Origin of the sequence: Aquabacterium sp. (assembly GCF_050725395.1) — a bacterium.
In the GTDB taxonomy this organism is placed as follows: Bacteria; Pseudomonadota; Gammaproteobacteria; order Burkholderiales; family Burkholderiaceae_C; genus Aquabacterium.
In genome coordinates this window covers 270,478-294,895 of record NZ_JBOHHL010000001.1, presented here as the reverse complement: position 1 = coordinate 294,895, position 24,418 = coordinate 270,478, and the positions used below count along the sequence as shown (strand labels likewise).

Genomic DNA, 24,418 nt, shown 5'->3' with positions numbered 1-24,418 from the left:
CCAGGTCAGACGCGCTTGGCCAGGTCAACCGCCTTGCCGATGTAGTTGCCCGGCGTCATGTCCAGCAGGCGCTGCTTGTCGGCGTCGGGGATCTCCAGCGTCTGAACGAACTGCTGGATGGCTTCGCGCGTGATGGTCTTGCCGCGCGTCAGTTCCTTCAGGCGCTCGTACGGGTTGGGCAAGGCATAGCGGCGCATCACGGTCTGGATGGGTTCGGCCAGCACTTCCCAGGCGCTGTCCAGGTCGTCGGCCAGGGCTTGCGGGTTCACTTCCAGCTTGCCCAGACCACGCGCCAGGCTGTCGTAGGCCAGCACGGCGTAGCCCAAAGCCACGCCCATGTTGCGCAGCACGGTGCTGTCCGTCAGGTCGCGCTGCCAGCGGCTGATGGGCAGCTTCTGGCTCAGGTGCGTCAGCATGGCGTTGGCCAGGCCCAGGTTGCCTTCAGCGTTCTCGAAGTCGATCGGGTTGACCTTGTGCGGCATGGTCGATGAGCCGATCTCGCCTTCCTTGGTCTTCTGCTTGAAGTAACCCAGGCTGATGTAGCCCCACACGTCGCGCGACCAGTCGATCAGGATGGTGTTGGTGCGCGTGACCGCGTCGAACAGTTCGGCCATGTAGTCGTGCGGCTCGATCTGGATGGTGTAGGGGTTGAAGCTCAAACCCAGCTGGTCTTCGATCACCTTGCGGCTGAAGTTTTCCCAATCGATCTCGGGGTAGGCCGACAGGTGGGCGTTGTAGTTGCCCACGGCGCCGTTCATCTTGGCCAGCAGCTTGACGCTGGCGATGCGCTCTCGGGCATTCACCAAACGCGCCACGACGTTGGCCACTTCCTTGCCGACCGTGGTGGGCGACGCGGTCTGGCCGTGCGTGCGACTCAGCATGGGCATGTCGGCCAGGCTCACGGCCAGGGCGCGCAGCGTGTTGATCAGGCCATCGATGGTGGGCAGCAGCACCTGGTCGCGCGCGGCCTTGAGCATCAGGCCGTGGCTGGTGTTGTTGATGTCTTCGCTGGTGCAGGCGAAGTGCACGAACTCGCCGGCCTTTTCCAGATCCGCGTGGCCGCCAAAGCGCGACTTGATCCAGTACTCCACCGCTTTCACATCGTGGTTGGTGGTCTTTTCGATGTCCTTGATGGCCTGGGCATCGGCCTCCGAGAAGCGCACGGCCAGGCCGCGCAGGTAGCCGCGGGCCGCCTCGGTCATGGGCTTGAGCTCGGGCAGGCCGGCGTCCGACAAAGCGATGAACCATTCGATCTCGACCTGCACGCGGCGGTGCATCAGGCCGAATTCAGACAGCAGGGGGCGCAGGGCGGCCACTTTGGGGGCGTAGCGGCCATCCAGGGGCGACAGGGCTGTGAGGGCAGAAAGGTTCATGGTTTTTAAAAAAGGGCACCAGGAGAACCCGCGATTTTAGGCGCTCGCGCGGCGTTTGGCCGCCAAACCCGCCGGCGTGTCGGCAAACGGCGTCCAATGCGCCTTCAACACCTCGGTGTCGACGCGGGCCCAGACCGTCAAGGCCTCGGTGCGCATGCGGCGCGACGCCACCACCGCCCAAGGCCAGTACAGGCCCAAGGTCAACAGCAGCAAGGCAGCATGGCGCACCTGCAGCAGCACGTAGCCTTGCACCGACAAGCGGCTTCTGAAACGCAAGGAACGGTTGCCCGTCTTGCTCCACACCAGGTTCTGCAGCCGGGCCTGGACATAAGGCGTCACGGCCACTGCCACCGCCATCATCGACACGGCCACGACGCCCCAGGCCCATCGGCCATGGGCGGGGCCCTGCCACCAGAGCAGCGCGCCCAGCACCATGGAACCCAGGCCCACCACCAGGCTTGAAACCAGCACCGACCAGGCAGCCGTGCGGGCCCACAACATCACCATGGCCACGGGCGAGGCCTTCCACCCCAGCCGAAGCGGCCCCAGGTGCAGTCGTTCTTGCCGGTAATGGAAATAAGTCCACAGGAACAGCGGCACGCCCAGCAGCCACAGCGCGATCACGAAGCCTAGGGCCATCCACCACATCGGGTGGTGGAAGGTCGCGCCCGCCAAGGTCAGCCAAGCCGCGGCCACCAAGCCCACCAAGGGCATCAGCAAGGCGCCGTACACCGCGGTGAAGCGCCCTTCGAAGCTCAGCCGCCGTCCAGACCAACTGGTGTGGGCCATCCGGTGACTCAGGCTGGTGTGCACGGCCAACGGCGCCACCGCCAGCGCCATCGAGAATGCCAGCAGCCCCGCCAGGGGTGAGCCCAGGCAAGCCCCCAGCACGCCAGCCACCAGCGCCATCACCAGGCCATAGCGCGGCAGGTGGCTGGTGGGCGGCGCGTGGTAGTCCAGGGCGCTGCCGGCCACCAGGGTTCGGCGCAAGAAGTAGCGCTGCACCCGCACCCGCGCCCAAGGCAGGTACAAGCCCAGGGTCAGCACGGTCAGGAGCAGGTTGGCGATCCAGATGCCAGCGTAGTCGCGGGCCGAGGCGTTCAAGACCACCGGCAACCTGGTCACCGAGCCTTTGGGCAGGCGCGGCACGGGCGTTTCGTTCGAGGGCGCGGGCGCCGATGCCATGGCGCCACGGTAGGCAGCCCGCATCTCGGACATCAGTTCCTCGGCCGCCTCGGAACCGATCGGTGGAGGCCAGGCCAGGCTGAGAGGCGCTTCCACCGGCGACGCCCAGGCCTGTGACGCGGGCGCCACATGCAAGGGTTGAAGGTCGACCAGACGAACGGTGCGCACAGATGAACGTACAGCTGAGTTGTTCATTTCCGCCGCAAATGTAACAGTCTTATACAAATTCGCCTACATCGGCACTCCCTCCGATGGGCGAAGCCCGTCATCGAAGCTGGCATTAACAACGCCCAGGTGCGCCGCCTTCGTTAAAATCATCACGCATCCACACATCACGACACAGAATGAAACTGATCGGTTCACTGACTAGCCCGTTTGTCCGCAAGGTGCGCATCGTGCTGGCCGAGAAAAAGCTCGACTACAAATTCGACGTGGAGGATGTGTGGGCCGAAGACACGAAGATCTCCGACTCCAACCCCTTGGGCAAGGTGCCTTGCCTGGTGATGGAAGGCGGCGAGGCCGTCTTCGATTCGCGCGTCATCGTGGAATACGTGGACACGCTTTCGCCCGTGGGCAAGCTGATCCCGCTCAGTGGCCGTGAACGCGTGGAAGTGCGCACCTGGGAAGCCCTGGCCGATGGTTTGATGGACGCCGCCGTGCTGGCACGCCTGGAAGCCACCTGGCCCGGCCGCACCGAGGCGCAACGCTCCCAAGCCTGGATCGACCGCCAGATGGCCAAGGTGCACGGCGGCCTCAAGTCCATGAGCCAAGGCCTGGGCGACCGCCCCTGGTGCAATGGCAACCACCACAGCCTGGCCGACATCGCGGCGGGCTGCGCCCTCGGCTACGTGGATTTCCGCTTCCCGCAGATCGACTGGCGCGACAGCTATCCCAACTTGGGCAAATTGTTCGACAAGCTCTCGCAACGCCAGAGCTTCATCGACACCGCACCACCCAAGGCCTGATCAGGCCACCACCGTCGCCTTGTTGAACGAATCGGCACTGGCCTGGCGCCAGTAGTCCTCGAACACGGCCTGCGGCCAGGGCGCTTCGCCCTTTTCGGCCGCCAGCAATTCGCCCGGCTTGGTGAAGGCCAGCAGGTTCGACAGGCGCCGCACCTCCGAGCTCGACACCCGCCGCACGATGTGGTCGGCCGTGATGTCGTTGGGGTGTTGCAGACCAGCGGCTTGCACCAGTTCCTTCAAGGCATACAGGGTGTTCATGTGCAGGTAGTAGACCCGCTCGGTCTTGTCCGACACCACCAGCGCCCGCTGGCGGATGGGATCCTGCGTGGCCACCCCGGTGGGGCAGTGGCCGGTGTGGCAACTTTGCGCCTGGATGCAGCCTAGCGCGAACATGAAGCCCCGTGCCGAATTGCACCAGTCCGCGCCCAAGGCCATCATGCGGGCGATGTCGAAGGCACTGATCACCTTGCCTGCGCAGCCGATCTTGACGCGGTGCCGTTCACCCATGCCCACCAGCGTGTTGTGCACCAGCAGCAGGCCTTCCTGCAAGGGCGCGCCCACGTGGTCCGTGAACTCCAGCGGCGCGGCGCCCGTGCCACCTTCGGCGCCGTCCACCACGATGAAATCAGGCCAGATGCCGGTCTGGCGCATGGCCTTGGCCAGCGCAAACCACTCCCAGGGGTGGCCGATGCAGAACTTGAAGCCCACCGGCTTGCCACCGGACAACTGCCGAAGCCGCTCGATGAAATGCATCATCTCGGTGGGCGTGGAAAACGCGCTGTGGCTGGCCGGTGACACGCAGTCCACCCCGATGGTCACGCCGCGCGCCGCCGCGATCTCAGGCGTGACCTTGGGGCCGGGCAGCACACCGCCATGACCGGGCTTGGCCCCCTGGCTCAGCTTCAGCTCGATCAGCTTGACCTGCGGATCGCGGGCGTTCTCGGCGAATTTGTCCGCGTCGAATGTCCCATCGGCGGCACGGCAGCCGAAATAGCCAGAACCGATCTCCCAGATCAGGTCGCCCCCCGCCTGGCGGTGGTACTGGCTGATCGAGCCCTCGCCGGTGTCGTGCGCGAAATTGCCTTTGCGCGCGCCAGCGTTGAGCGACAGGATGGCATTGGCGCTGAGTGCGCCGAAACTCATCGCCGAGATGTTGAAAATGCTGGCGCAATACGGCTGGCTGCAGGAAGACCCTCCCGCGCCGATCGTCACGCGGAAATCTTGCGAAGCGATGTGGCTGGGTGCCAGCGAATGGCTCAACCACTCGTAGCCAGCGGCCCCCACGTCCCTTTGCGTGCCGAAGGGACGTTTGTCGGGCTCGCCCTTCGCGCGCTGGTAGACCAGCGAACGCTGCTGCCGCGAAAACGGCGCGGCCTCGCTGTCGCTCTCGATGAAGTACTGGCGGATCTCGGGCCGGATGAATTCCAGCAGGTAGCGCATGTGTCCGATGACCGGGTAATTGCGCAGCACCGAGCGCTTGCTCTGACGAACATCGCGCACACCCTGCAGCACCAGGAAAGCCCCGAGGACGGCGAGCACCCAGTAGCCGCTGTGGGCCGGCTGGCCGCTTTCCAGCGCCAGGAACACCCCCAGCAAGGCCATCAGGCCGGAAAAGGCCCAGGCGCCATAGCGGATGGGCAGGTGTTCATTCAAACGGGTCAACCACACGGGCATTGGGAGCTCCTCGTCCAGGCGGACTTTTCACCATGGTAAAGAAACGCGCACGGCTCGGTTGCATCATCAAGGCCACGAACTCCGGGCAAATCGGACCATTTGACGCGAGCTGCCAGCCCGCTGTTTGGCGCTACACTGGGTGCCCAAGCGCCGATTTGTCCGAATTGCGGGCGCTCAAAAAATACCGCTAAAGAGGGCGCTGAAATCCGGCCCCTGCTTCAATGCGCGGCCGGTTTTTTTCATTTGAACCATCGATTCACTAGCGCCATGTCTTCCATCGGGGTCGTGACCCCTGTCTCCATGCACTTCGAAGCACCCCTGCCCTTGCGCAGCGGCGCGGTCCTGCGCGACTACACCCTCATGGTCGAAACCTATGGCCAGCTCAACGCCGACCGCAGCAACGCCGTGCTGGTGTGCCACGCCCTCAACGCCTCGCACCACGTGGCCGGCCTGCATGCCGACGAACACGGCCATGCCATCCCCAAGAGCCAGGGCTGGTGGGACAACATGATCGGCCCCGGCAAGCCGCTGGACACGCAAAAGTTCTTTGTCATCTGCGTCAACAACCCGGGGTCCTGCTTCGGCTCGACCGGACCCACGCACATCAATCCCGACACAGGCCGCGTCTATGGCGCCGACTTTCCCGTGGTGACGGTGGAAGACTGGGTCGACGCACAGGCCCGTGTGCTGGACCGACTGGGCATCACGCAATTGGCGGCCGTGCTGGGCGGCAGCCTGGGCGGCATGCAGGCCATCAGCTGGACGCTGCAATACCCGCAGCGCGTGCGCCACTGCATCGCCGTGGCCACCGCGCCCAACCTGTCGGCGCAGAACATCGCCTTCAATGAAGTGGCCCGCCGCGCCATCATCACCGACCCCGATTTCCACGGCGGCCATTTCTACGAGCATGGCGTGGTGCCCCGGCGCGGCCTGCGCGTGGCGCGCATGATCGGCCACATCACCTACTTGTCCGACGATGTGATGGACGAGAAGTTCGGCCGCAGCCTGGTCGGCCGCGAAGACGGCGACGAGCCCCGCTACAGCACGCAGGACATCGAGTTCCAGGTCGAAAGCTACCTGCGCTATCAGGGCGACAAGTTCAGTGATTACTTCGACGCCAACACCTACCTGCTGATCACCCGCGCACTGGATTACTTCGACCCGGCCCGCGCCTTTGGCGGCGACCTGGCCGCGGCACTGTCCCAGGCCGTGGCCAAGTTCCTGGTCATCAGCTTCACCACCGACTGGCGCTTCGCCCCGGCCCGCTCGCGCGAGATCGTCAAGGCCCTGGTCGACAACAACCACGACGTGAGCTATGCCGAGATCGACGCCCCCCATGGCCACGATGCTTTCCTGCTCGATGACGCCCGATACCACAACGTGGTCTGGGCCTACTTCGACCGCATCCACCGCGAGATCGGCAGCCAGCAACGCTCGGCCATCACGACCTCGGCCGGCCAACCCTTGAAGATCGCGGTGTGAGTTCCAGCATGAGTGACCGAACCATCCACGACGTCGTTGCGCAACTGGTGCCCCCGGGCTCGCGCGTGCTCGACCTGGGCTGCGGCAACGGCGCCCTGCTGGCCCGTTTGCGGGACAGCCGGCAATGCACCGGCTATGGCATCGAGTTGGACGACACCAAGGTGCACGAGTGCGTGCAGCGCGGCGTCAACGTCATCCAGCGCAACCTGGAAGAAGGCTTGAGCCTGTTCGATGACAACAGTTTCGACATGGTGCTGCAGCTGGACACTTTGCAGAACCTGCGCAACACCGAGGCGATGCTGAGCGAGACCGCGCGGGTGGGCCGGCAAGGCATCGTGGCCTTTCCGAACTTCGCGCACTGGCCGCACCGCATGAGCGTGCTGCGGGGGCGGATGCCGGTGACGAAGTCGCTGCCCTACCAGTGGTACGACACGCCCAACATCCGCGTGGCCACCTTCGCCGATTTCGAAGTGCTGGCCCGCAAGAACGGGCTTCGCATCATCGAATCCTTCGGACTGACCGATGGCAGGGTGGTCAAGCGCTGGCCCAACTGGCGGGCCAGCACCGCGGTCTTCAAGTTCGACCGCGCCTGACGTTCATCAGAAGCGGTGGCGGATGCCCACCGCGAAGGTGTTGCCCTTCTTCCAGCCGGCTTGGTCTTCGTCGTCCAGCATGTAGGCGGCGTAGACGTCGGTGCGCTTGGACAGGAAGTGGTCATACGCCAGCGTGAAGATGCTGTGGTCCACGTCGGGCGTGGTGCCACCATCCACCGCCGATTCCTTGCTTTCACCGTAAGACACCAGCACCTTGCCGGCGCTCATGACGGGCACCGAAACACCCACCTGGTAGAGCTTGGTGTCGATCTTGTCGGCATTGGCAGTGAAGCCATCGTTCTTGTACTGGCCGTATTGGCCAAACAGCTTGACCACGCCGAAATCGTAGCTGGTGCCCACGAGCGCGAAGGTTTGCTTCTGGCCGGCAGCGAGGTTGCCCTTGGGCAGTTCGGCCGATTTGGCCGATTGGTAGCCCGCCCCGATCGAGAACCCACCGATCGTGTAGGTGCCGCTCAGGCCCACACTGTTGCCCTCGCCAGTGGTCGCCGAGGTTTCGCCAGCCTGCCATTGAACAGCACCCGTGAAACCGGCGAGGTTCGGTGTGGTGTACATCACCGAGTTACTCCAGCCCGAATCGCCCTTGTCGTTGCCAAAGGCGCCATAAGTAAGGCGAATCGTCGGCGAGAAGCCGAAGGCACCGCCCAGGGGATTGAAGCTCAGGGCTTGCAGGAACAGCAGGTTGTCCATGCGGCCCAAGGACACCTTGCCGTAGTCGCTGGCCAGGGCCACATTGGCATTGCGCGCCCAGAACACGTCGGAGCCACTGCGGCCCGACGCACCCACATCACCCCGGAAAAAACTTTCGAGCGTGAACAAAGCTTTGACGCCGCCGCCCAAGTCCTCGGTCCCCTTGAACCCGAAGTAGCTGGTCGTCATGGGATTGGAGGTCACTTGCGTGGTGCGAGGGTTGGCCGCGCTGCCGTTGTAGGCGTTCTGGAACGAACCGAAGGAAATGTCGAACAAGCCGTACATCGTCACGCTGCTCTGGGCGTGCGCGCTAAGGCAGGTGCCCAGGGACAAGAGAAGCGCGGGGGTGATTTTTCTGACAACAACCATGAGTACTCCGAAATGGGGCCCAAAAAAGGTGCCTTGATGACAAGACCCTTTTTATTTCGCAGCTTTCATGCCCGGAATACCGAGTCAAAATCCCTGATCTTTCACCAAAAAGTGACCTTTTGGCATCAGATGAGTGCAATTCACGGTTTTTGGATTCGCCAATGAAAAAGCGCCCCGAAGGGCGCTTTGGCTTGCGATCAGGTCGAGGAGGACTGATCAGAAAGCGTGCTTGATGCCAACGGCAAAGGTTTGACCCGATTCCAGGTTGGTTTGACCATTGTTCGAGAACACCGCGTAAACGTCGGTGCGCTTGGACAGGAAGTGGTCATAGCCCAGCGAGAAAACACGGTCCTTGGCTTCGAGGCCGGCCGAAGCGCCCGACTTGATTTCGTGCTTCAGTTCACCGTAAGAAGCCAGGATGGAGCCCTTTTCCGTCACGGGGATCGACACGCCAACTTGGTAGATGCGGTCCTTGTTGTCAGCCGTGCCACCCAGGGCAGCGGAAGGATTGGCGTCTTCCTTGATGTCGGTGTATTGACCGAACAGCTTCACAGCGCCGAAGTCATAGCTGACACCCAGGTCGATCGTCTTCTCATCACCGTTGTAGGTTTGCAGGGGATTGGGACCTGCGGGCGTGAAGCCGCTCTTGACGTAGGTCAGCGTGGCGCCGAAAGGACCAGCAGCGTAGGTCGCGGCCGCGGTATAGCTGTTCTTGGTGTTGGCGGCGTTCGATTCCTTGAGGGCGGCTTGGCCCACAAAGCTGAAGCCCGACAGGTTGGGGCTTTCGTAAGTGATGGAGTTGATCCAGCCGGTGTCAAAACCCACGCCAGCGCCAGCAATGGCGGGCACTCCCGTGGCCGTGGTCTGACCGATGTAGTTCAGGTGACGCATCGTCGGCGAGAAGGGCATCGAGCTGCCGAAGGGGTTGTACGTGTAGCCCGAGGTGAACAGGGGGTTGTCGTACTGACCCAGGGCCACCTTACCAAAACCACCGCTCAGGGCGACGTTGGAAGTGCGGCTCCAGAACTGGCCGGCGTTGTTCGTGATGTTGCTGCCCTTGTCCACGCCAACGAAGGTTTCGAGCGCGAACTCGGCCTTCAGACCATTGCCCAGGTCTTCCGAGCCAGAAAAACCAATGAAGCTGGTCATCATGTTGCCGCTTTCAACGGCGGTCACGCGGCTGGAGGTCGTCAGATTCTTGGCGTGAGCCGTTTCGAACGAACCGAACGATGCTTCCACCGAACCGTAAACCTTCACGTCAGCTTGAGCAGCGCCGACCAAAGCCATCAGGGCGGCGGCAGCCACCAAGTTCTTCTTTGCAAACATCAATTTCTCCTAGCAATGTGATGAAAAAAGGACCATTTGGGAACCCATGAACCGGGTAAACCCATGCGATGCATTGTGGGACTGAAAGTCATCCGACCGGGATGTAAGCAAGAACCGTGACAGGTTACAGCGCATTAAAACGATCGTTTTCGTTGTTTCATCACAACAAATATCCGCATTAATCCTATCAATTCGGACATCCAGAGCGCAAAAAAGCGCCCCGAGGGGCGCTTGAAACTCTGGTCTAACGTTTGTTCGTTCTAGATCAGAACGAGTGACGAACGCCAACCGCGAAGTTGGTGATCGTGGCCTTTTGAACGGGCGCTGCAGTCGTGTCCTTGCGGCGTTCGTTGATCGCAGCAGCGTACACATTCGTGCGCTTGGACAGGTTGTGGGTGTAGCCCAGGCTGACGTCGCGGTTCTTTTCCGAACCAGCCACGCCAGGTTCCGTGCCCTTGCTGTCGCCGTAGGAAACCAGCACCGCACCGTCGGCCGACACAGGCACCGAAGCGCCCAGTTGGAAGCCCTTGAACTTGCCAGAGTCGCCCGTCACCTTGTCGTCAGCCTTGATCTGGCCGTATTGACCGAACAGCTTCACAGCGCCAAAGTCGTAGCTGGCACCCAGCAACCAGGGGCGGGTCTTTTCTGCAGGAGCGGTCACGCCATTGGTGGAGCGCAATTCGCCCACCACGGCCGACAGGCCCAGAGGACCGGCCACGAAGTTGGCGGCCACCGCCACGGCACCACCGCCGTACAGGGCGGTGTTGCCCAGTGCAGCTTCCTTGGCGCTGTATTGGGCCGACAGGGTCAGGCCACCCAGGCTGGGCGACACGTAGCTGATGCCGTTGGACCAGCTTTCACGGGGGGCCAGGCTGCCGCTGGTGAGGTCAAGGGTGCCACCAAAGGTGGTCGAGAAAGTGCGCGACGAGCCGAAGGGGTTGAAGGCAGCGCCTTCCAGCTTGAACAGGTTCTCGAAACGGCCCAGGTTCACGGTACCGAAACCGCCAGCCAGACCCACGGTGGCGTTGCGGCTCCAGAATGCGGACGTGCCGCCCAGAGCAGCGCCGTTGTCCACGGCCAATTCGCTTTCCAGCTTGAAGATGGCCTTCAGACCACCGCCCAGGTCTTCCTGGCCCTTGAAGCCAATGAAGCTGTCCGACAGGTCGCTCGAATCGACGGCGGTGCGCGAAGCCTTGATGGCCTTGCCATTGGTGTCATAGCCAGTGACGGCTTGCTTGCGGCCCACGGACACGTCCAGGTTGCCGTAGGCGGTCACTTGAGCTTGGGCGGCCACAGCCACCAGGGTCAGGGCGGCAGCGGCCACAACGTTTTTCTTAGCAAACATGAAATCTCCTAACATTAAAACGAATGCGCCATTTCGCACCATTATGGTGCCAATTTGGCTTGCGGCATGGGGGCCGACACTTGATTCTTACCGTTTACTTCGCGTAATCCCGTGCCTGCGCACCAACTTCACCCAATAGGGGGGAGGTTTGCGGGCCATCTGTTCCGAAAACGCAACGAATTGGTGCGTGAGAAGGGGTATTCCATCCCAAATCGGACATTCGACTTGGTCAAATTGAAGGAATCGCCATGAATCAACCTTGGTTTCGAGCCCTGATTGCCGTCATTGGCGGCTTGTTCGCTTTGGCTTTTGCCCTGGTGGTCGTGCCGCCACTGCTGGAAAGCCGTGACGTGGTCGGCGCGTTCGCGGCAGGTTTCGTGAACCCTTATGCCGCGGGCTATGCCCTGGACACCATCTGCTGCTGGTGTGTGCTCACGGTCTGGGTGATCCACGAGGCACGCGCCAAAGGCATCCGGCACGGCTGGCTTGCCGTGGTCCTGGGCGTGGTGCCCGGCGTGGCCACTGGTTTCGCGGTCTACCTGTTGTTGCGGATGCGGCAGGGGGCCGATCAGGCCGCCAAGACGGACAGGATCTCGGCCCCATAGGCCTGAAGCTTCTTGGCGCCCACGCCGCTGATGCCGCTCAATTCGCCCAGGCTTTGGGGCGCGACGCGGGCCATCTCGGCCAGGGTGGCGTCGTTGAAGACGATGTAGGCGGGCAGGTTGTGCTCGCGCGCGACCTCGCTGCGCCAAGCTTTCAGGGACTGGAATCGGATGAGCGCCTCGCCCACCAGGTCCTTGGGCGCGCCGGAAGCCTTGCCGGACGAGGTGCTTCGAGAGGCCTTCGCGCGCTTGGGCGCGTCGGCCGCCTCGCGCAGGATGAGCTGCACTTCGCCCTTCAAGACCGCCCGGGCGCTGTCGGCCAGCACCAGGGTGTTGAACTCGCCTTCGGCCACCACGTGGCCCAGGGCGACCAGTTGGCGCAGCACGGCACGCCATTGGTTTTCGCTCAGGTCGGCACCGATGCCGAAAGTGCTCAGACTGTGATGGCCATGCTGCTCGACTTTGTCGGTGCGTTTGCCGCGCAGCACGTCGATCAGGTGGCCGGCGCCGAAGCGCTGTTGCCCGTGCTGCCAGAAGCGGTAGATGCCGCTGAGCATCTTGCGGCTGGCCTCGGTCGCGTCCCAGGTGACGGGCGGTTTGAGGCAGTTGTCGCAGTTGCCGCAGGGCTGGCTGTCTTCGCCAAAGTAGGACAGCAGGCGCACGCGGCGGCAGTCGTGGGCCTCGGCCAGGGCCAGCAGCGCATCGAGCTTGCCGCGCTGGACGCGCTTGAACTCGTCGGTGGCCGGGCTTTCGTCGATCATGCGGCGCTGGTTGACGACGTCGGCCAGGCCATAGGTGAGCCAGGCGTCGGCATCGGCGCCATCGCGCCCGGCACGGCCGGTCTCCTGGTAATAGCCTTCGATGTTCTTGGGCAGGTCGAGGTGGGCCACGAAGCGCACGTCGGGCTTGTCGATGCCCATGCCGAAGGCGATGGTGGCCACCATGACGATGCCGTCTTCGCGCAGGAAGCGGTCCTGGTTCTTGCGGCGCAGGCTGGCGTCCAGGCCGGCGTGGTAAGGCAAGGCATTGACGCCCTGCCCGGCCAGCCACTCGGCCGTTTCTTCCACTTTCTTGCGCGACTGGCAGTAGACGACGCCGGCATCGCCATCGTGCTCGTCGCGGATGAAGCGCAGCAATTGTTCGCGCGGGTTGGTCTTTTCGACCAGGGCGTAGCGGATGTTGGGCCGGTCGAAGCTGCTGATGAAGACGCGGGCATCTTCCAGCTTCAGGCGCTGGATCATGTCGGCGCGGGTGTGGTCGTCGGCGGTGGCGGTCAGGGCCAGGCGCGGCACATCGGGGAAGCGCTCGTGCAGCATGCTGAGCTGCAGGTAGTCTTCGCGGAAATCGTGGCCCCACTGGCTGACGCAATGCGCCTCGTCGATGGCGAACAGGCTGAGCAGGCCGCGTTCGTGCAGGCTGGCCAGTTGGGCCTGGAAGCGCAGGTTGGTGATGCGCTCGGGCGCGGCGTAGAGCATGACCAGGCGGCCGGACATCATCTCGCGCTCGATGCGCTGGGTGTCCTCCAGGCTGTGGGTGCTGTTCAGGAAGGCAGCGTGAACGCCCGCTTCTTCCAGGGCGCCAACCTGGTCGTGCATCAGCGCGATCAGGGGCGAGACCACGATGGTGACGCCCTTGCCTTCGCGGTGCCGTGCAATGGCGGGCACCTGGTAGCACAGGCTTTTGCCGCCGCCCGTGGGCATGAGCACCAGGGCATCCCCGCCGCCGATCGTGTGATCGACGATGGCTTTCTGCTGGCCCCGGAAAGCGCCATAGCCGAAAACTTCTTGCAGGATGGCCTCGGCCGACGTGGCTGGAGCCGGGTGGTTCAGGGCGGTGGCGGACACGGTCGGGGCGAAAACGGAGGCAGAAGGGGAACGGTCCCGCATTGTGCGCGCTAAATGGCCGCTTCCCCGGGCCCAAGCAGCCCCTCCCCCGCCCTGGGGAGCCACCATCGGACGTTTGCCATGGCCCGCCGCGCGCATCGCGCACAAAAATCGCTTGGGCTGCGAGATCATTGGCCCCATCGACCACATTTTCTGGAGAATCGCGTGCCCTCCCTTCAAGACAGCAGTACGGCCAAGGTGGGTCATTTCATCAACGGCCGTTTGGCGCCCTTGGCGGCCGACAGCCGGACCAGCCCCATCTACAACCCCGCGACCGGTGCGGTCACCGCCCAGGTCGCCTTGGCCAAGCACACCGAGGTGGACCAAGCCGTGGCGGCGGCCCAGGCGGCCTTCCCCGCTTGGGCCGACACCCCCGCCATCCAGCGGGCCCGGGTGCTGTTCAAGTTCTGGGGTTTGCTGAACCAGCACAAGGACGAACTGGCCCGGCTGATCACGCAAGAACACGGCAAGGTGTTCAGCGATGCGCAGGGCGAAGTCACGCGCGGCATCGACATCGTCGAGTTCGCCTGCGGCATCCCGCAACTGCTCAAAGGCGACTACAGCGAGCAGGCTTCCACCGGCATCGACAACTGGACGATGCGCCAGCCCCTGGGCGTGGTGGCGGGCATCACGCCCTTCAACTTCCCGGTGATGGTGCCCTGCTGGATGTTCCCCGTGGCCATCGCCTGCGGCAACACTTTCGTGCTCAAGCCCAGCCCGACCGATCCTTCGCCCTCGCTGCTGATGGCCGAGTTGCTGAAACAGGCCGGCTTGCCGGATGGCGTGTTCAATGTGGTGCAGGGCGACAAGGCCGCGGTGGATGCCTTGATCGAACACCCGGACGTGAAAGCATTGAGCTTCGTGGGCTCGACGCCCGTGGCGCAGTTCATCCACGAGCGCGGCAGCCACTTCGGCAAGCGCGTGCAGGCCCTGGGCGGCGCCAAGAACCACATGGTGATCATGCCCGACGCCGACCTGGACAAAGCCGTGGATGCGCTGGTGGGCGCGGCCTACGGCTCAGCCGGTGAGCGCTGCATGGCGATCTCGGTGGCGGTGCTGGTGGGCGATGTCGGCGACCAGATCATGCCCCAACTGATCGAGCGCACGCGCACCCTGAAGGTCAACGACGGCATGGATGGCGAAGCCGAGATGGGCCCGATCGTGACCCGCGCCGCGCTGGACCGCATCAGCGGCTGCATCGAGGATGGCGTGCGGCAAGGCGCACAACTGCTGGTGGACGGGCGCGGCCTGTCGGTGCCGGGGCAGGACGGCGGCTTCTGGCTGGGCGGCACCTTGTTCGACCACGTGAGCCCTGAGAACAAGCTCTACCAAGAGGAAGTGTTCGGCCCGGTGCTGGCCTGCGTGCGCGTGGCCGACCTGGACCAGGCCCTGGCCTTGATCAACGCCCACGAGTTCGGCAATGGCGTGGCCTGCTTCACCCGCGACGGGCACGTGGCGCGCGAGTTTTCAAGGCGCGTGCAGGTGGGCATGGTGGGCATCAATGTGCCGATCCCGGTGCCCATGGCCTGGCAGGGTTTTGGCGGCTGGAAGCGCAGCCTGTTCGGCGACATGCACGCCTACGGCGAGGAAGGCGTGCGCTTCTACACCCGGCAGAAATCGATCATGCAGCGCTGGCCCGAGAGCATCGCCAAGGGCAACGACTTCATCATGCCGACCGCCCGTTGACGAAGGCTTTCAGCTCGCCGGGCTGGAAACTCGTCCACACCTCGTCGGACGTGAGCGGCTCGGTGGCGATGACGGCCACTCGGTCGTCCTGGCTGGCCAGGTCTTCGAAGTTCAGGGACATGTCCTGATCCTGCAGGCGCGCCATGCCGAAGGGCGCTTGCCTGACCAGGTAATGCAGCTTGGTGGAACAGTGCGCCCACAAAGCATCGCCCTGGCTGAGCATGAAATTGAAGGTGCCGTGCTTCGCGATGGTGGGCACCAGTTCGCGCAGTGTGTCGGTCAGGGCCTCGATGGTGGGCAGGCTGGCGTGGTGCTTGGCCAGTTCCTGCAGCAACCAGCAGAAGGCCTGTTCGCTGTCGGTGTCGCCCACCGGTCGAAACGCGGCGTGCAGCTTGGGCGCGAAATCCTTCAGGTCGCCGTTGTGGGCGAACACCCAATAGCGGCCCCACAGTTCGCGCACGAAGGGGTGGCAGTTTTCCAGCGCGACGCGGCCCTGCGTGGCCTTGCGGATGTGCGCGATCACGTTTTGGCTCTTGATGGGGTATTGCTTGATCAGCTCGGCCACGGGGGAAGCGCTGGCGGCATCGTCGTCCACGAACAGGCGCACGCCCCGTCCTTCGAAAAAAGCGATGCCGAAGCCGTCGCCATGCTCGTGCGCGCGGGTGGCAAACCCGGTGAAACTGAAAACGATGTCGGTGGGCGTGTTGCAGTTCATGCCCAGCAGCTGGCACATATCGAAGCTCCTTGTGGGTGAATGCTACGCCACCCTTGGCGCCACCCCAGAAAGGACGCACCTGACAGAGGGGCTGGGCTCGGCCGAGGGCCTTGGGCATAATCGCTGAAAGTTTTCTTTCCGAATTGAATCCACCGAGTCAGGAACCCAGGCCATGGCCTCCATCAACAAAGTCATCATCATCGGCAACCTGGGTCGCGACCCGGAAGTGCGCTACGCCCCCAGCGGTGCCGCCATGTGCAATGTGTCGGTTGCCACCACGCGCAACTGGAAAGACAAGACCAGCGGCGACAAGGTTGAAGAAACCGAATGGCACCGCGTCGTGTTTTACGACCGCCTGGCCGAAATCGCGGGTGAATACCTGAAAAAAGGCAGCCCCGTGTACGTGGAAGGCCGCCTGAAGACCCGCAAGTGGGCCGACAAGGATGGCAAGGACAACTACACCACCGAGATCGTGGCCGAACAAATGCAATTGCTGGGCGGTCGTGAAACCCGTGGCGGTGGTGGCGGCGGCGGCGGTGGTGGTTATGGCGGCGGCCAGGGTCAAGGCGGCGGCGATGACTTCAACCAGGATGCGCCTTCAGCCGCGCCCAGCCGCCCCGCGGCCCGTCCGGCACCCGCTGCTTCGCGCCCCGCGCCGCAAAAGTCATCGACCGGCTTCGATGACATGGACGACGACATCCCGTTCTAGGATTGACCTTTGCCTAGATGGTGAATAAGAAGCCCTGAGTGTTCGTCACTTGGGGCTTTTTTCTTGTTGAGGTGTCTAGCCGTCCAAGGCAGCAGCGCTGGCCATTTTTTCAGTGCTTCGCCAGCAGCCCCAACTCCACCATCTTGATGACGTGTTCGATGGCTTGCTCAAGCACCTTGGGTTTCAAGTTCAGCTTGCCAATGCAGTTGCCATTCATCACACCCGCCATGCCATGCACCGTGGACCAAATGTAGAGGGCGTCCAGATCCACCCGGTCTTGCAAGTTGGCAGAGTCCCCGTGCAAGCGGCGCAATACCTTGCGCAGGATGTCGTAAGCGTGGACGGCGTCTTTGATCAGATCAGGGTGCTCCGCTGATTCTGGCCATGGGGTGTCGAACATCAGGCGGTATTCCAGCGGGTGATCCCGCGCATAGCTGAGGTATTGGCGCCCTAAGGCAGCGAGATCCTCCTGTGGCTTGTCGAATTGCCCTCGCGCATCCAGGTGCTTGGCAAACCTCTGAAAGCAGCGTCGCATCACTTCGGCCAGAAGGTGGTCACGGCTGGGGTAGTGCTTGTAGGGCGCCTGGTGCGACACCCCCAGTTTGCGAGCCACATCCCGCAGGCTCAAGTTTTCCACACCTTTTTCGGCAATGACCTCTTGAGCGGCGATGACGCACGCCTCTCGCAGTTCGAGGGGCGCCGCGGGCGATGGGCTTTGCTTGGGCATGCGGTGGAGTCTAGCGGTGGCTTCGAGGCGCCAGTGTAGGGGGTGAAGACACCTGGTTGACACTGTCTACATTTGTAAGCAAAATGGTAGACAGTGTCAACCATTGAAGCGACATCATGCCTTTTTCGCCATTGCGGCTCCTGCGATTTCCGCCTTTGCTCGCCGTGTGCCTGGCCGCTTTGCTGTCGGCTTGCGCCTCGCCCAAACCTCAGCCGCCCGATGTGTCGGCGGCCAAAGACGCAAGCTTTCGGCAGGCAGCAGAAGCAGACCAAGGACCTCCGGTCGAGACAAGCTGGTGGCGAGGCTTTGACGACGCCGCGCTCATGGCCCTGGTCCAGCGCGCCCACTCGGCCAACCACGACGTCCGCATCGCCATGCAGCGTGTGCGGCAAGCCCGCGCTGGGCAGACGGCGGTGGCGTCCAGGCTCTGGCCCACCGTGTCGCTCACCGGGTCGGCGTCCGACGAGCGCAGCGGCTTGCCCGACCAGGTCAAGCAAGGCAAGCCCGACACGCGGACTTACCGGGGCGCACTGGACCTGGGGTGGGAGCTCGACGTGTTTGGCGCCGCACGCGCTGGCGCCGATGCCGCTGAGCTGGATGCGCTGACCGCCGAAGAGGGCGTCGACACGGCGCGCTGGCTGGTGAGCAGCGAAGTCGCGCGGCAGTACATCGTTTGGCAAAGCGCGCGTCTGCGGCTGGCCAAGCTGGATGCCTTGCTGAAAGCCCAGGCCGACACCGAGCGGCTGACCCGCAGCAGAGAGTCCGCGGGGCTGGCCAGTCGCTTCGACGTGGCCCGGGCCGCGGGTGAAGTGCAAGCGCTGGCCGCGCAACTGCCGCCTTTGAAGACCCTCGTCGCCGTGACCGAGACCCAATTGGCAGTCCTGGTGGGCGCCAATCCCAACCGGCCATTGCCCGAGTTGGACGCAGCCACGGCGCCATGGCTGCCCACCCCGCCACGCTTGTCCGCCAGGCAGCCTGCCGATCTGTTGATGCGGCGCCCCGATCTGCGCGTGGCGCAAAAGCAGTTCATGGCCGAAGCCGCACGCCTGCGCGAGGCCCAAGCCGACCAGTGGCCCAAGTTTTTCCTGGCCGCGGCGTTCGGGCGGCAAGACCTGCGCCTCAATGCGCTGGATTTGTCTCCGGTGCGGTACAGCACCGCGGCGCTGGCCTTCACCATGCCCTTGTTCGACGCGGGTCGCCTGCGCGCGGCCGTTGAGCGGCAATCCGCCAAAGAGCGCATGGCCACCTTGCAGTACGAGAAGGCCGTGCTCGGTGCCGTCAAGGACGTTGACGACAGCTTGGTGGCCCTGGCCCAAGAGCGTGATCGCTCGGCCGCGCTGGACGCCACCACCCAGCAAAGACGCACGGGCCTGCACCATGCCGAATCGCTTTACCGCGAAGGCCAGATCGACCTGCTGCAACTGCTCGATGCGCAGCGCGCGGTGATCGCCGCCGAACTGTCGGCCATCGATGGCCAGGCTCAGTTGGCGCTGAACACGGTTCAGCTCGCCTCGGCCCTCGGCGGTGGATGGCAGGACACGCCTGCCGCCATGACCACCCGCACCCACACCAGCATTGCTCCTGAAAGCTTGCCATGATTGACGTCTCCGACTTCCGCTTGATGAAGTTCGCCCATGCCCTGGTCTGGACCAGTTGGGTCCTCAGCGGGCTGGCGGTTCTCACCGCCTGTTCGCCCGCCGCTGAAAAGGTGCCCCCCATCCCAGCCGTCTACGTCACGCCGGTGCACAACGACCACGGCGAAGACGTGCGGATCTTGAGCGGCGCCGTTCGCCCGCGCGTCGAGAGCGATCTGGCGTTCCGAGCCGGGGGCAAGGTCACGGCCCGCCTGGTCGACATCGGCCAGGCCGTGCGGGCGGGCCAGCCGCTGGCACGCATCGACGCGGCCGACTACCAACTCGCCGCAGACGCCGCCGCCGAGCAACTGCGCGCGGCGCAGGTGGACGCCACGCAGGCGGCCAGCGATGCGGCACGCTTCAAGCGACTGCTGGCCGACGGCTCGGTGGGCGCGGCCGACCAGGAGCGTCAGCAGGCCCGCTCGGATGCCGCCGCGGCGCGCCTGGTGCAGGCCGAACGGCAACTGGAGGTGCTGCGCAACCGGGCGGGCTATGCGGTGCTGGTTGCGCCCTTCGATGGCGTGGTGACCGGCCGGCAGATCGAGGTGGGGCAGATGGTGGCGGAAGGGCAAGCCGTGATGGCGCTGGCCAAGCCGGGCGAGCTGGAAGTGGTGGTGGACGTGCCTGAAGCCCTCGCGGCGGATTTGCACAACCAGATCAGCCAAGCCCGCATGGCGGGCCTGCCCGATCTGGTGAAGCTCAAGCTGCGCGAGTTGGCGCCCAGCGCTTCGGCGCAGGCCCGCACCTTCCGGGCACGCTACGCCATCGCATCACCGATCACAGGGCTGCGCATGGGGGTGACGGCCGATGTGCAGCTGGCACGCAAGGGCAGCACTGCTTCGGCCGAGTTGCCATCGGGCGCGCTGCTCACGACCAACCAGACCCCGTCGGTCTGGCTGGTCAATGACAAGGCTGGCACCTTGACGCGGCAAGCGGTCACGCTGCTGTCGCAGTCCACCGACCAAGTGCGTGTGACCGGCTTGCCCGATGGTGTGCTGGTGGTGTCGGCGGGCGCGCAGAAGCTCGATGCGGGCATGAAGGTGCAGGCCGTGATGCGCCCCGGGAGCCTGTGATGAAGTCCTTCAATCTCTCTGAGTGGGCCGTCACGCACCGCGCCATGGTGCTGTTCATGATCATCGGCAGCCTGCTGGTGGGCACCTTCGCGTTCACGCGGCTGGGCCGCCTGGAAGACCCGCAGTTCATGGTACCGACCATGACGGCCGTGGTGGCCTGGCCCGGTGCCTCGGCCCAGCAGGTGCAGGACCAGGTGCTCAACCGCATGGAACGCGAACTGCAGAAGATGGAGGGTGTCGACTTCATCCGCAGTTTCTCGCGCCAGGGCTATGGCGCGGTCAACCTCTGGATGAAGGGCGGCACGTCCAAGGCCGATCTGGAACGCGCCTGGTACCAGGCCCGCAAGAAAATCGGCGACGTGCGCCACCAGTTCCCTGAGGGCGTCCTGGGGCCCATCTTCAATGACGAGTTCAGCGATGTCTACAGCGTGATGTACGCCATCAGCGCCGCCGATCTGAGCTGGCCCGAACTGCAGGTGCTGACCGAAGACATCAAGCGCCAGGTGCAGGCCCAACCCGGCGTGACCAAGGTCGATGTGTTCGGGCGGCAGGCCGAGAAGGTCCATGTCGAGTTCTCAAGCCAGCGCCTGGCCTCGCTGGGCATCAGTGCCCAGACCGTGATCGAAGCATTGGCGCGCCAGAACACCGTCAGCCCGTCGGGCTCGACCGAAGGCCGCGGCGACCAGGTGTTCGTGCGGATCGATGGCACCCTGCGCGATGCGCGTGACGTGGCCAATGTGTCCGTCACCGCGGGCGGCAAGCTGCTGCGCCTGGGCGATGTGGCCAAGGTCACATCGGGCCTGGAAGACCCGCCCTCCTTCACCGTGCGGCATGACGGCAAGCCGGTGCTGGTGCTCGCCATCACCTTCGACCGGCACGGCAACATCCTGACGCTCGGCCAAGAGCTCGAAACGCGCATGGCCGCTTTGAAGGCCGGCTTGCCCCTGGGCGTGGTGGTGGACAAGGTGGCCGACCAACCGAATATCGTCGAAGAGTCCGTGTGGGAGTTCGAGCGCTCCTTCCTGGAGGCGCTGGCCATCGTGCTGGCGGTGTGCTTCCTCTTCCTGGGTTGGCGCACGGGCATCGTGGTGGCGGCCTCCGTGCCGCTGGTGCTGGCGATCGTCGCCATCGTGATGCTGGCCGCGGGCTGGAGCCTGGACCGCATCTCGCTGGGCGCGCTGATCATTGCCCTGGGCCTGTTGGTGGACGACGCCATCATCGCCGTCGAGATGATGGTCGTGAAGATCGAGCAGGGCTGGGACCGCGTCAGCGCGGCCACCTTCGCCTACACGTCCACGGCCTTTCCCATGCTGACGGGCACGCTGGTCACCGTGGCCGGCTTCATGCCGGTGGGCTTTGCCAAGTCGATCAGCGGCGAGTACGCGGGCGGCATCTTCTGGGTGGTGGGCGTGGCCCTGATCGCGTCCTGGTTCGTGGCCGTGGTGTTCACGCCCTACCTGGGCATCGTGTTGCTGCCCAAGACCATGAAGGCGCATGGCGGCGCGGCGCATGACCCTTACGCCGCACCACTTTACCAACGCCTGCGCCGCCTGCTGCAATGGTGCATGGCCCACCGCGTGATGGTGCTGGCCGCCACGGCCGTGCTCTTCGTCGGCGCAATCGCCGGCATGGGCCTGGTGCAGCAGCAGTTCTTCCCGACCGCCTCGCGCCTGGAACTCATCGTCGACCTGCGCCTGCGCGAAGGCGCCTCGTTCACGGCCACCGAGGCCCAGGTCAAGCGTTTCGAGCAGGTGCTGAAAAACGATGCGCAGGTGCAGCATTTCAGCGCCTACACGGGCGCCGGGGCGCCGCGCTTTTTCTTGTCGCTGCCCATCGAGCTGCCCAACCCGAGCTACGCGCAAATCGTCATCAAGACCGCCAATGTGGCCGACCGCGAAGCCGTGCGGCGCCGCCTGCTCGACGTGTTCGCCGCCGAGCGGGCCTTCCCCGACCTGCGCGGCCGCGTCACGCGCTTCGAGTTCGGCCCGCCCGTCGGCTTTCCGGTGCAGTTCCGCGTGATCGGTCCCGACACGGGCAAGGTCCGCGAGATCGCCTACCAGGTGCGTGATGCCGTGCGGCAGAGCCCCCTGGTGCGCGACACCCAGCTCGACTGGAACGAGCAGGTGAGAACCTTGCGCGTCCAGATCGACCAGGACAAGGCCCGCCTGTTGGGCGTCACCAGCGCCGATGTCTCGGCCATGGTGCAGACCGTGCTGAGCGGGGCGCCCGCCACGCAGATCCGCCGCGGCGAGGACCTGATCGACGTCACCGTGCGCGCCGCGCCGAGCGAGCGGCTGGCGCTGGAGCAATTGGGCGACGTGAGCCTGTTCACCCGCAGCGGCGCCGTGGTGCCCTTGTCGCAGGTGGCCACGCTGGTACCCACCTTCGAAGAGCCCGTGCTGTGGCGCCGCAACCGCGACATGGTGCTCACCGTGCGCAGCGATGTGATTGATGGCGTGCAGGGCCCGTCGGCCACGATGAAGGTCTGGCCATCTCTCCAGCCGATCATCGACAAGCTGCCGCCCGGCTACCGCATCGAGCAAGGCGGTGCCATCGAAGAAAGCGACAAGTCCAACCAGGCGCTGTTCGCGGTCTTCCCGCTGATGCTGGTGGTGATGCTGCTGATCCTGATGGTGCAGCTGCAGAGTTTCTCGCGCATGTGGTTGGTGTTCCTCACCGCGCCGCTGGGGCTCATCGGCGTGGTGCCGGCCCTGTTGATCTTCAACGCGCCCTTCGGCTTCGTGGCCTTGCTGGGGGTGATCGCGCTGGGCGGCATGATCATGCGCAATGCCGTGATCCTGGTGGACCAGATCGACAGTGACATCGCCGCCGGCATGCCGCAGGCGCAGGCCGTGGTGGAGGCCACGGTGCGCCGCTCACGCCCAGTGGTGCTGACGGCCGCCGCCGCGGTGCTGGCCATGGTGCCGCTGACCAGCAGCATCTTCTGGGGCCCCATGGCGATGGCCATCATGGGCGGGCTGATCGCGGCCACGGTGCTGACATTGGTGTTCGTGCCGGCGCTGTACATGGTCTGGATCAGGCCGCATGGGCCCGTCGGACCGGGAGTTGAAGCCCTTGAGCCGCCAGCTTTCCCCGCATGAGGCCCAGCCGCACCTGTGGCCGCCCGAGGCTGAGTACCGGACTTCGGACCGGAAGCCAGCCCTTGCATTGCTCAGGCAACATCGCGCGTCAAGGCCATGATCAGCGCCGGGTCGGCGATGCCGATCCCTGCCAAGCCTTGCGACAGTTGGTAGGCCCGGACCGCGTCCACGGACCCACGGCCAAACACCCCGTCCGCCACGACCGGCACATTCCGCTCCGACAGCCCCAGTTGAAGCAGGCGAACGTCGAGCCCCCTCGCCAGGGGCTGTTGCAAGGACAAGGGCCTTGAACCGACCACCGGCCCGTCATAGCAGCCGGGCGGCAACCCGGACAGGGTGGCCTGCGACACCTCGGTCCCCCGCACCACGATCGGCAGCGTCAATCCCCAGGCCCCCAGCTCGATCAAGCGGATGAAGGCGTCGGCACGGTAGACGGTGGCCCTCAGGTCACGGCGGGCGCTGCTGGCCAGCCAGGCCCGGCGCACCCGCACATACGCGTGGATCCAGGCCTGCTCGCCAATGTCTTTCAGCGCGCCAGCCTGTTGGTCCGTGGCAGCCTTGATGGTCTTCCATGAACCATGCACGAAGCTGTCGTAGACGACCGCAACGCCCAGTGGCGTGAGGACGCCCAGGGCTTGCGCGGCCTTGCGGGCCGGCTCCATGTAGTGCTGGGTGAAGAACCTGTCCTGCACCTCGCGCATCACCGAGTCGTCCGCGCAGGCACGCATGAGGTTCTTGACCTTGTCATCACGCTCCAGCGTTGCATCTTTCGACTCGAACCGCGGCAACTCCCGCGACAGGCGCTGGCGGAACCTCGCGCCCGGGTTGGCGCAATACGCTTGCAGGAGCTTGGCCAGGTTGCCCGAGCCGAGCGTGGTCTGGGAGCGCCCATAAGTGAGGCCACCCGTGTCACCCGGGATCAGCGTGACCATCCCGTAGTCACCCAGCACGGAGCCCGTCTCGAAGATGTTGACGATGGCTTCGCATGTTTTGGTCTGCAAAGGTGTGAGCTCGGCAGGCACGGTCGGCGTTGCCACACCCGCACGGGCGGTCTCGCCCGCCGTGGCGGCGACCCCTCCCACGCTGGCCGGCTGAGCAGCCCCGGCCACGCCTTCCGTTGCTGGCGTGGCCGCCTCCTCGAAACTGATGACGCAGAACCCCGGCCGGCCGGGCGCGGGGACACACCCCAGCACGTCAAAGCCAGCCAGCGTCAAGGTGATCTTCTGGCGCTCGCATTCATCGCAAAGTATGGTGCGTGTTCGGGACAT

19 protein-coding genes and 1 riboswitch are annotated in these 24,418 nt (G+C 64.6%); of the genes, 9 read left to right on the top strand and 10 right to left on the bottom strand.

Annotated features, from left to right (window positions below):
- Positions 1 to 5: 5 nt before the first annotated feature.
- Both purB and ACREB4_RS01380 read right to left on the bottom strand, forming a co-directional pair.
- A complete protein-coding gene (gene purB, locus ACREB4_RS01385; protein WP_431586387.1) occupies positions 6 to 1,373 on the bottom strand; it encodes an adenylosuccinate lyase in 1,368 nt (455 codons plus the stop codon).
- Between the two features lie 36 nt (positions 1,374 to 1,409).
- Positions 1,410 to 2,726, bottom strand: a complete 1,317-nt coding sequence (locus ACREB4_RS01380; protein ID WP_431586386.1) for a DUF898 family protein — start codon at positions 2,724 to 2,726, stop codon at positions 1,410 to 1,412.
- 176 nt (positions 2,727 to 2,902) lie between these two features.
- On the opposite strand from ACREB4_RS01380, the gene ACREB4_RS01375 reads away from it, so the two are divergent.
- Positions 2,903 to 3,523 (top strand): glutathione S-transferase N-terminal domain-containing protein, encoded by a 621-nt coding sequence (locus ACREB4_RS01375; protein WP_431586385.1) that lies wholly within the window; start codon positions 2,903 to 2,905, stop codon positions 3,521 to 3,523.
- On the opposite strand, the gene ACREB4_RS01370 is transcribed toward ACREB4_RS01375, so the two are convergent.
- Positions 3,524 to 5,197, bottom strand: a complete 1,674-nt coding sequence (locus tag ACREB4_RS01370; RefSeq protein WP_431586384.1) for an FMN-binding glutamate synthase family protein — start codon at positions 5,195 to 5,197, stop codon at positions 3,524 to 3,526. It lies immediately after the preceding gene.
- A 137-nt stretch (positions 5,198 to 5,334) separates the two neighbouring features.
- Positions 5,335 to 5,409: riboswitch (SAM riboswitch) on the top strand.
- A gap of 55 nt (positions 5,410 to 5,464) precedes the next feature.
- On the opposite strand from ACREB4_RS01370, the gene metX reads away from it, so the two are divergent.
- Together metX and metW are read left to right on the top strand one after the other, a co-directional pair.
- Positions 5,465 to 6,679, top strand: coding sequence for a homoserine O-succinyltransferase MetX (gene metX, locus ACREB4_RS01365; RefSeq protein WP_431586383.1), 1,215 nt, complete (start codon positions 5,465 to 5,467; stop codon positions 6,677 to 6,679).
- 8 nt (positions 6,680 to 6,687) lie between these two features.
- On the top strand, positions 6,688 to 7,272 hold the full coding sequence (gene metW, locus ACREB4_RS01360) for a methionine biosynthesis protein MetW (RefSeq protein ID WP_431586382.1): 585 nt from the start codon (positions 6,688 to 6,690) through the stop codon (positions 7,270 to 7,272).
- A 6-nt stretch (positions 7,273 to 7,278) separates the two neighbouring features.
- Here the strand turns inward: metW and ACREB4_RS01355 are convergent, their stop codons facing one another.
- From ACREB4_RS01355 to ACREB4_RS01345, 3 genes are all read right to left on the bottom strand, one after another.
- Complete coding sequence (locus ACREB4_RS01355; protein ID WP_431586381.1) at positions 7,279 to 8,349, bottom strand: porin; 1,071 nt, start codon at positions 8,347 to 8,349, stop codon at positions 7,279 to 7,281.
- A gap of 216 nt (positions 8,350 to 8,565) precedes the next feature.
- Entirely contained in the window at positions 8,566 to 9,675 is a 1,110-nt protein-coding gene (locus ACREB4_RS01350) for a porin (RefSeq protein WP_431586380.1), read from the bottom strand.
- 265 nt (positions 9,676 to 9,940) lie between these two features.
- Entirely contained in the window at positions 9,941 to 11,020 is a 1,080-nt protein-coding gene (locus tag ACREB4_RS01345; RefSeq protein WP_431586379.1) for a porin, read from the bottom strand.
- Positions 11,021 to 11,268: 248 nt separating this feature from the next.
- On the opposite strand from ACREB4_RS01345, the gene ACREB4_RS01340 reads away from it, so the two are divergent.
- Positions 11,269 to 11,625, top strand: coding sequence for a DUF2834 domain-containing protein (locus ACREB4_RS01340; protein ID WP_431586378.1), 357 nt, complete (start codon positions 11,269 to 11,271; stop codon positions 11,623 to 11,625).
- On the opposite strand, the gene recQ is transcribed toward ACREB4_RS01340, so the two are convergent.
- A complete protein-coding gene (gene recQ / locus ACREB4_RS01335) occupies positions 11,589 to 13,508 on the bottom strand; it encodes a DNA helicase RecQ (protein ID WP_431586377.1) in 1,920 nt (639 codons plus the stop codon). The two genes, ACREB4_RS01340 and recQ, sit on opposite strands and share 37 nt — an antisense overlap.
- Before the next feature lie 78 nt (positions 13,509 to 13,586).
- Between recQ and ACREB4_RS01330 the strand changes: the two genes are divergently transcribed.
- The gene (locus ACREB4_RS01330) at positions 13,587 to 15,191 is read left to right on the top strand and encodes a CoA-acylating methylmalonate-semialdehyde dehydrogenase (protein ID WP_431586376.1); all 1,605 of its coding nucleotides are present in this window, start codon (positions 13,587 to 13,589) and stop codon (positions 15,189 to 15,191) included.
- Here ACREB4_RS01330 and ACREB4_RS01325 read toward each other — a convergent pair.
- Entirely contained in the window at positions 15,172 to 15,924 is a 753-nt protein-coding gene (locus tag ACREB4_RS01325; protein WP_431586375.1) for a class II glutamine amidotransferase, read from the bottom strand. The two genes, ACREB4_RS01330 and ACREB4_RS01325, sit on opposite strands and share 20 nt — an antisense overlap.
- A gap of 154 nt (positions 15,925 to 16,078) precedes the next feature.
- Here ACREB4_RS01325 and ssb point away from each other — a divergent pair, with 154 nt between their 5' ends.
- A complete protein-coding gene (gene ssb / locus ACREB4_RS01320; RefSeq protein ID WP_431586374.1) occupies positions 16,079 to 16,615 on the top strand; it encodes a single-stranded DNA-binding protein in 537 nt (178 codons plus the stop codon).
- 109 nt (positions 16,616 to 16,724) lie between these two features.
- On the opposite strand, the gene ACREB4_RS01315 is transcribed toward ssb, so the two are convergent.
- Positions 16,725 to 17,342, bottom strand: coding sequence for a TetR/AcrR family transcriptional regulator (locus tag ACREB4_RS01315; RefSeq protein WP_431586373.1), 618 nt, complete (start codon positions 17,340 to 17,342; stop codon positions 16,725 to 16,727).
- 116 nt (positions 17,343 to 17,458) lie between these two features.
- On the opposite strand from ACREB4_RS01315, the gene ACREB4_RS01310 reads away from it, so the two are divergent.
- The 3 genes from ACREB4_RS01310 to ACREB4_RS01300 are packed head-to-tail and all read left to right on the top strand — an operon-like array spanning position 17,459 to position 23,150.
- The gene (locus tag ACREB4_RS01310) at positions 17,459 to 18,940 is read left to right on the top strand and encodes an efflux transporter outer membrane subunit (protein ID WP_431586372.1); all 1,482 of its coding nucleotides are present in this window, start codon (positions 17,459 to 17,461) and stop codon (positions 18,938 to 18,940) included.
- Positions 18,937 to 20,049, top strand: coding sequence for an efflux RND transporter periplasmic adaptor subunit (locus ACREB4_RS01305; RefSeq protein ID WP_431586371.1), 1,113 nt, complete (start codon positions 18,937 to 18,939; stop codon positions 20,047 to 20,049). The genes ACREB4_RS01310 and ACREB4_RS01305 overlap by 4 nt, the downstream gene beginning before the upstream one ends.
- Positions 20,049 to 23,150, top strand: coding sequence for an efflux RND transporter permease subunit (locus ACREB4_RS01300; RefSeq protein ID WP_431586370.1), 3,102 nt, complete (start codon positions 20,049 to 20,051; stop codon positions 23,148 to 23,150). Before ACREB4_RS01305 ends, ACREB4_RS01300 begins: the two co-directional genes overlap by 1 nt.
- A gap of 71 nt (positions 23,151 to 23,221) precedes the next feature.
- On the opposite strand, the gene ACREB4_RS01295 is transcribed toward ACREB4_RS01300, so the two are convergent.
- Complete coding sequence (locus tag ACREB4_RS01295; RefSeq protein ID WP_431586369.1) at positions 23,222 to 24,418, bottom strand: chitosanase; 1,197 nt, start codon at positions 24,416 to 24,418, stop codon at positions 23,222 to 23,224.

Bases quoted from the DNA above. Each gene is read 5' to 3' on its own strand.
- ACREB4_RS01305 (WP_431586371.1), top strand. From the start codon at position 18,937: ATGATTGACGTCTCCGACTTCCGCTTGATGAAGTTCGCCCATGCCCTG.
- ACREB4_RS01350 (WP_431586380.1), bottom strand. From the start codon at position 9,675: ATGTTTGCAAAGAAGAACTTGGTGGCTGCCGCCGCCCTGATGGCTTTG.
- ACREB4_RS01355 (WP_431586381.1), bottom strand. From the start codon at position 8,349: ATGGTTGTTGTCAGAAAAATCACCCCCGCGCTTCTCTTGTCCCTGGGC.
- ACREB4_RS01340 (WP_431586378.1), top strand. From the start codon at position 11,269: ATGAATCAACCTTGGTTTCGAGCCCTGATTGCCGTCATTGGCGGCTTG.
- ACREB4_RS01315 (WP_431586373.1), bottom strand. From the start codon at position 17,342: ATGCCCAAGCAAAGCCCATCGCCCGCGGCGCCCCTCGAACTGCGAGAG.
- ACREB4_RS01295 (WP_431586369.1), bottom strand. From the start codon at position 24,418: ATGTCCCGAACACGCACCATACTTTGCGATGAATGCGAGCGCCAGAAG.
- ACREB4_RS01300 (WP_431586370.1), top strand. From the start codon at position 20,049: ATGAAGTCCTTCAATCTCTCTGAGTGGGCCGTCACGCACCGCGCCATG.
- ACREB4_RS01310 (WP_431586372.1), top strand. From the start codon at position 17,459: ATGCCTTTTTCGCCATTGCGGCTCCTGCGATTTCCGCCTTTGCTCGCC.
- ACREB4_RS01370 (WP_431586384.1), bottom strand. From the start codon at position 5,197: ATGCCCGTGTGGTTGACCCGTTTGAATGAACACCTGCCCATCCGCTAT.
- metX (WP_431586383.1), top strand. From the start codon at position 5,465: ATGTCTTCCATCGGGGTCGTGACCCCTGTCTCCATGCACTTCGAAGCA.
- ssb (WP_431586374.1), top strand. From the start codon at position 16,079: ATGGCCTCCATCAACAAAGTCATCATCATCGGCAACCTGGGTCGCGAC.
- ACREB4_RS01330 (WP_431586376.1), top strand. From the start codon at position 13,587: ATGGCCCGCCGCGCGCATCGCGCACAAAAATCGCTTGGGCTGCGAGAT.
- purB (WP_431586387.1), bottom strand. From the start codon at position 1,373: ATGAACCTTTCTGCCCTCACAGCCCTGTCGCCCCTGGATGGCCGCTAC.
- ACREB4_RS01325 (WP_431586375.1), bottom strand. From the start codon at position 15,924: ATGTGCCAGCTGCTGGGCATGAACTGCAACACGCCCACCGACATCGTT.
- ACREB4_RS01345 (WP_431586379.1), bottom strand. From the start codon at position 11,020: ATGTTTGCTAAGAAAAACGTTGTGGCCGCTGCCGCCCTGACCCTGGTG.
- metW (WP_431586382.1), top strand. From the start codon at position 6,688: ATGAGTGACCGAACCATCCACGACGTCGTTGCGCAACTGGTGCCCCCG.
- recQ (WP_431586377.1), bottom strand. From the start codon at position 13,508: ATGCGGGACCGTTCCCCTTCTGCCTCCGTTTTCGCCCCGACCGTGTCC.
- ACREB4_RS01375 (WP_431586385.1), top strand. From the start codon at position 2,903: ATGAAACTGATCGGTTCACTGACTAGCCCGTTTGTCCGCAAGGTGCGC.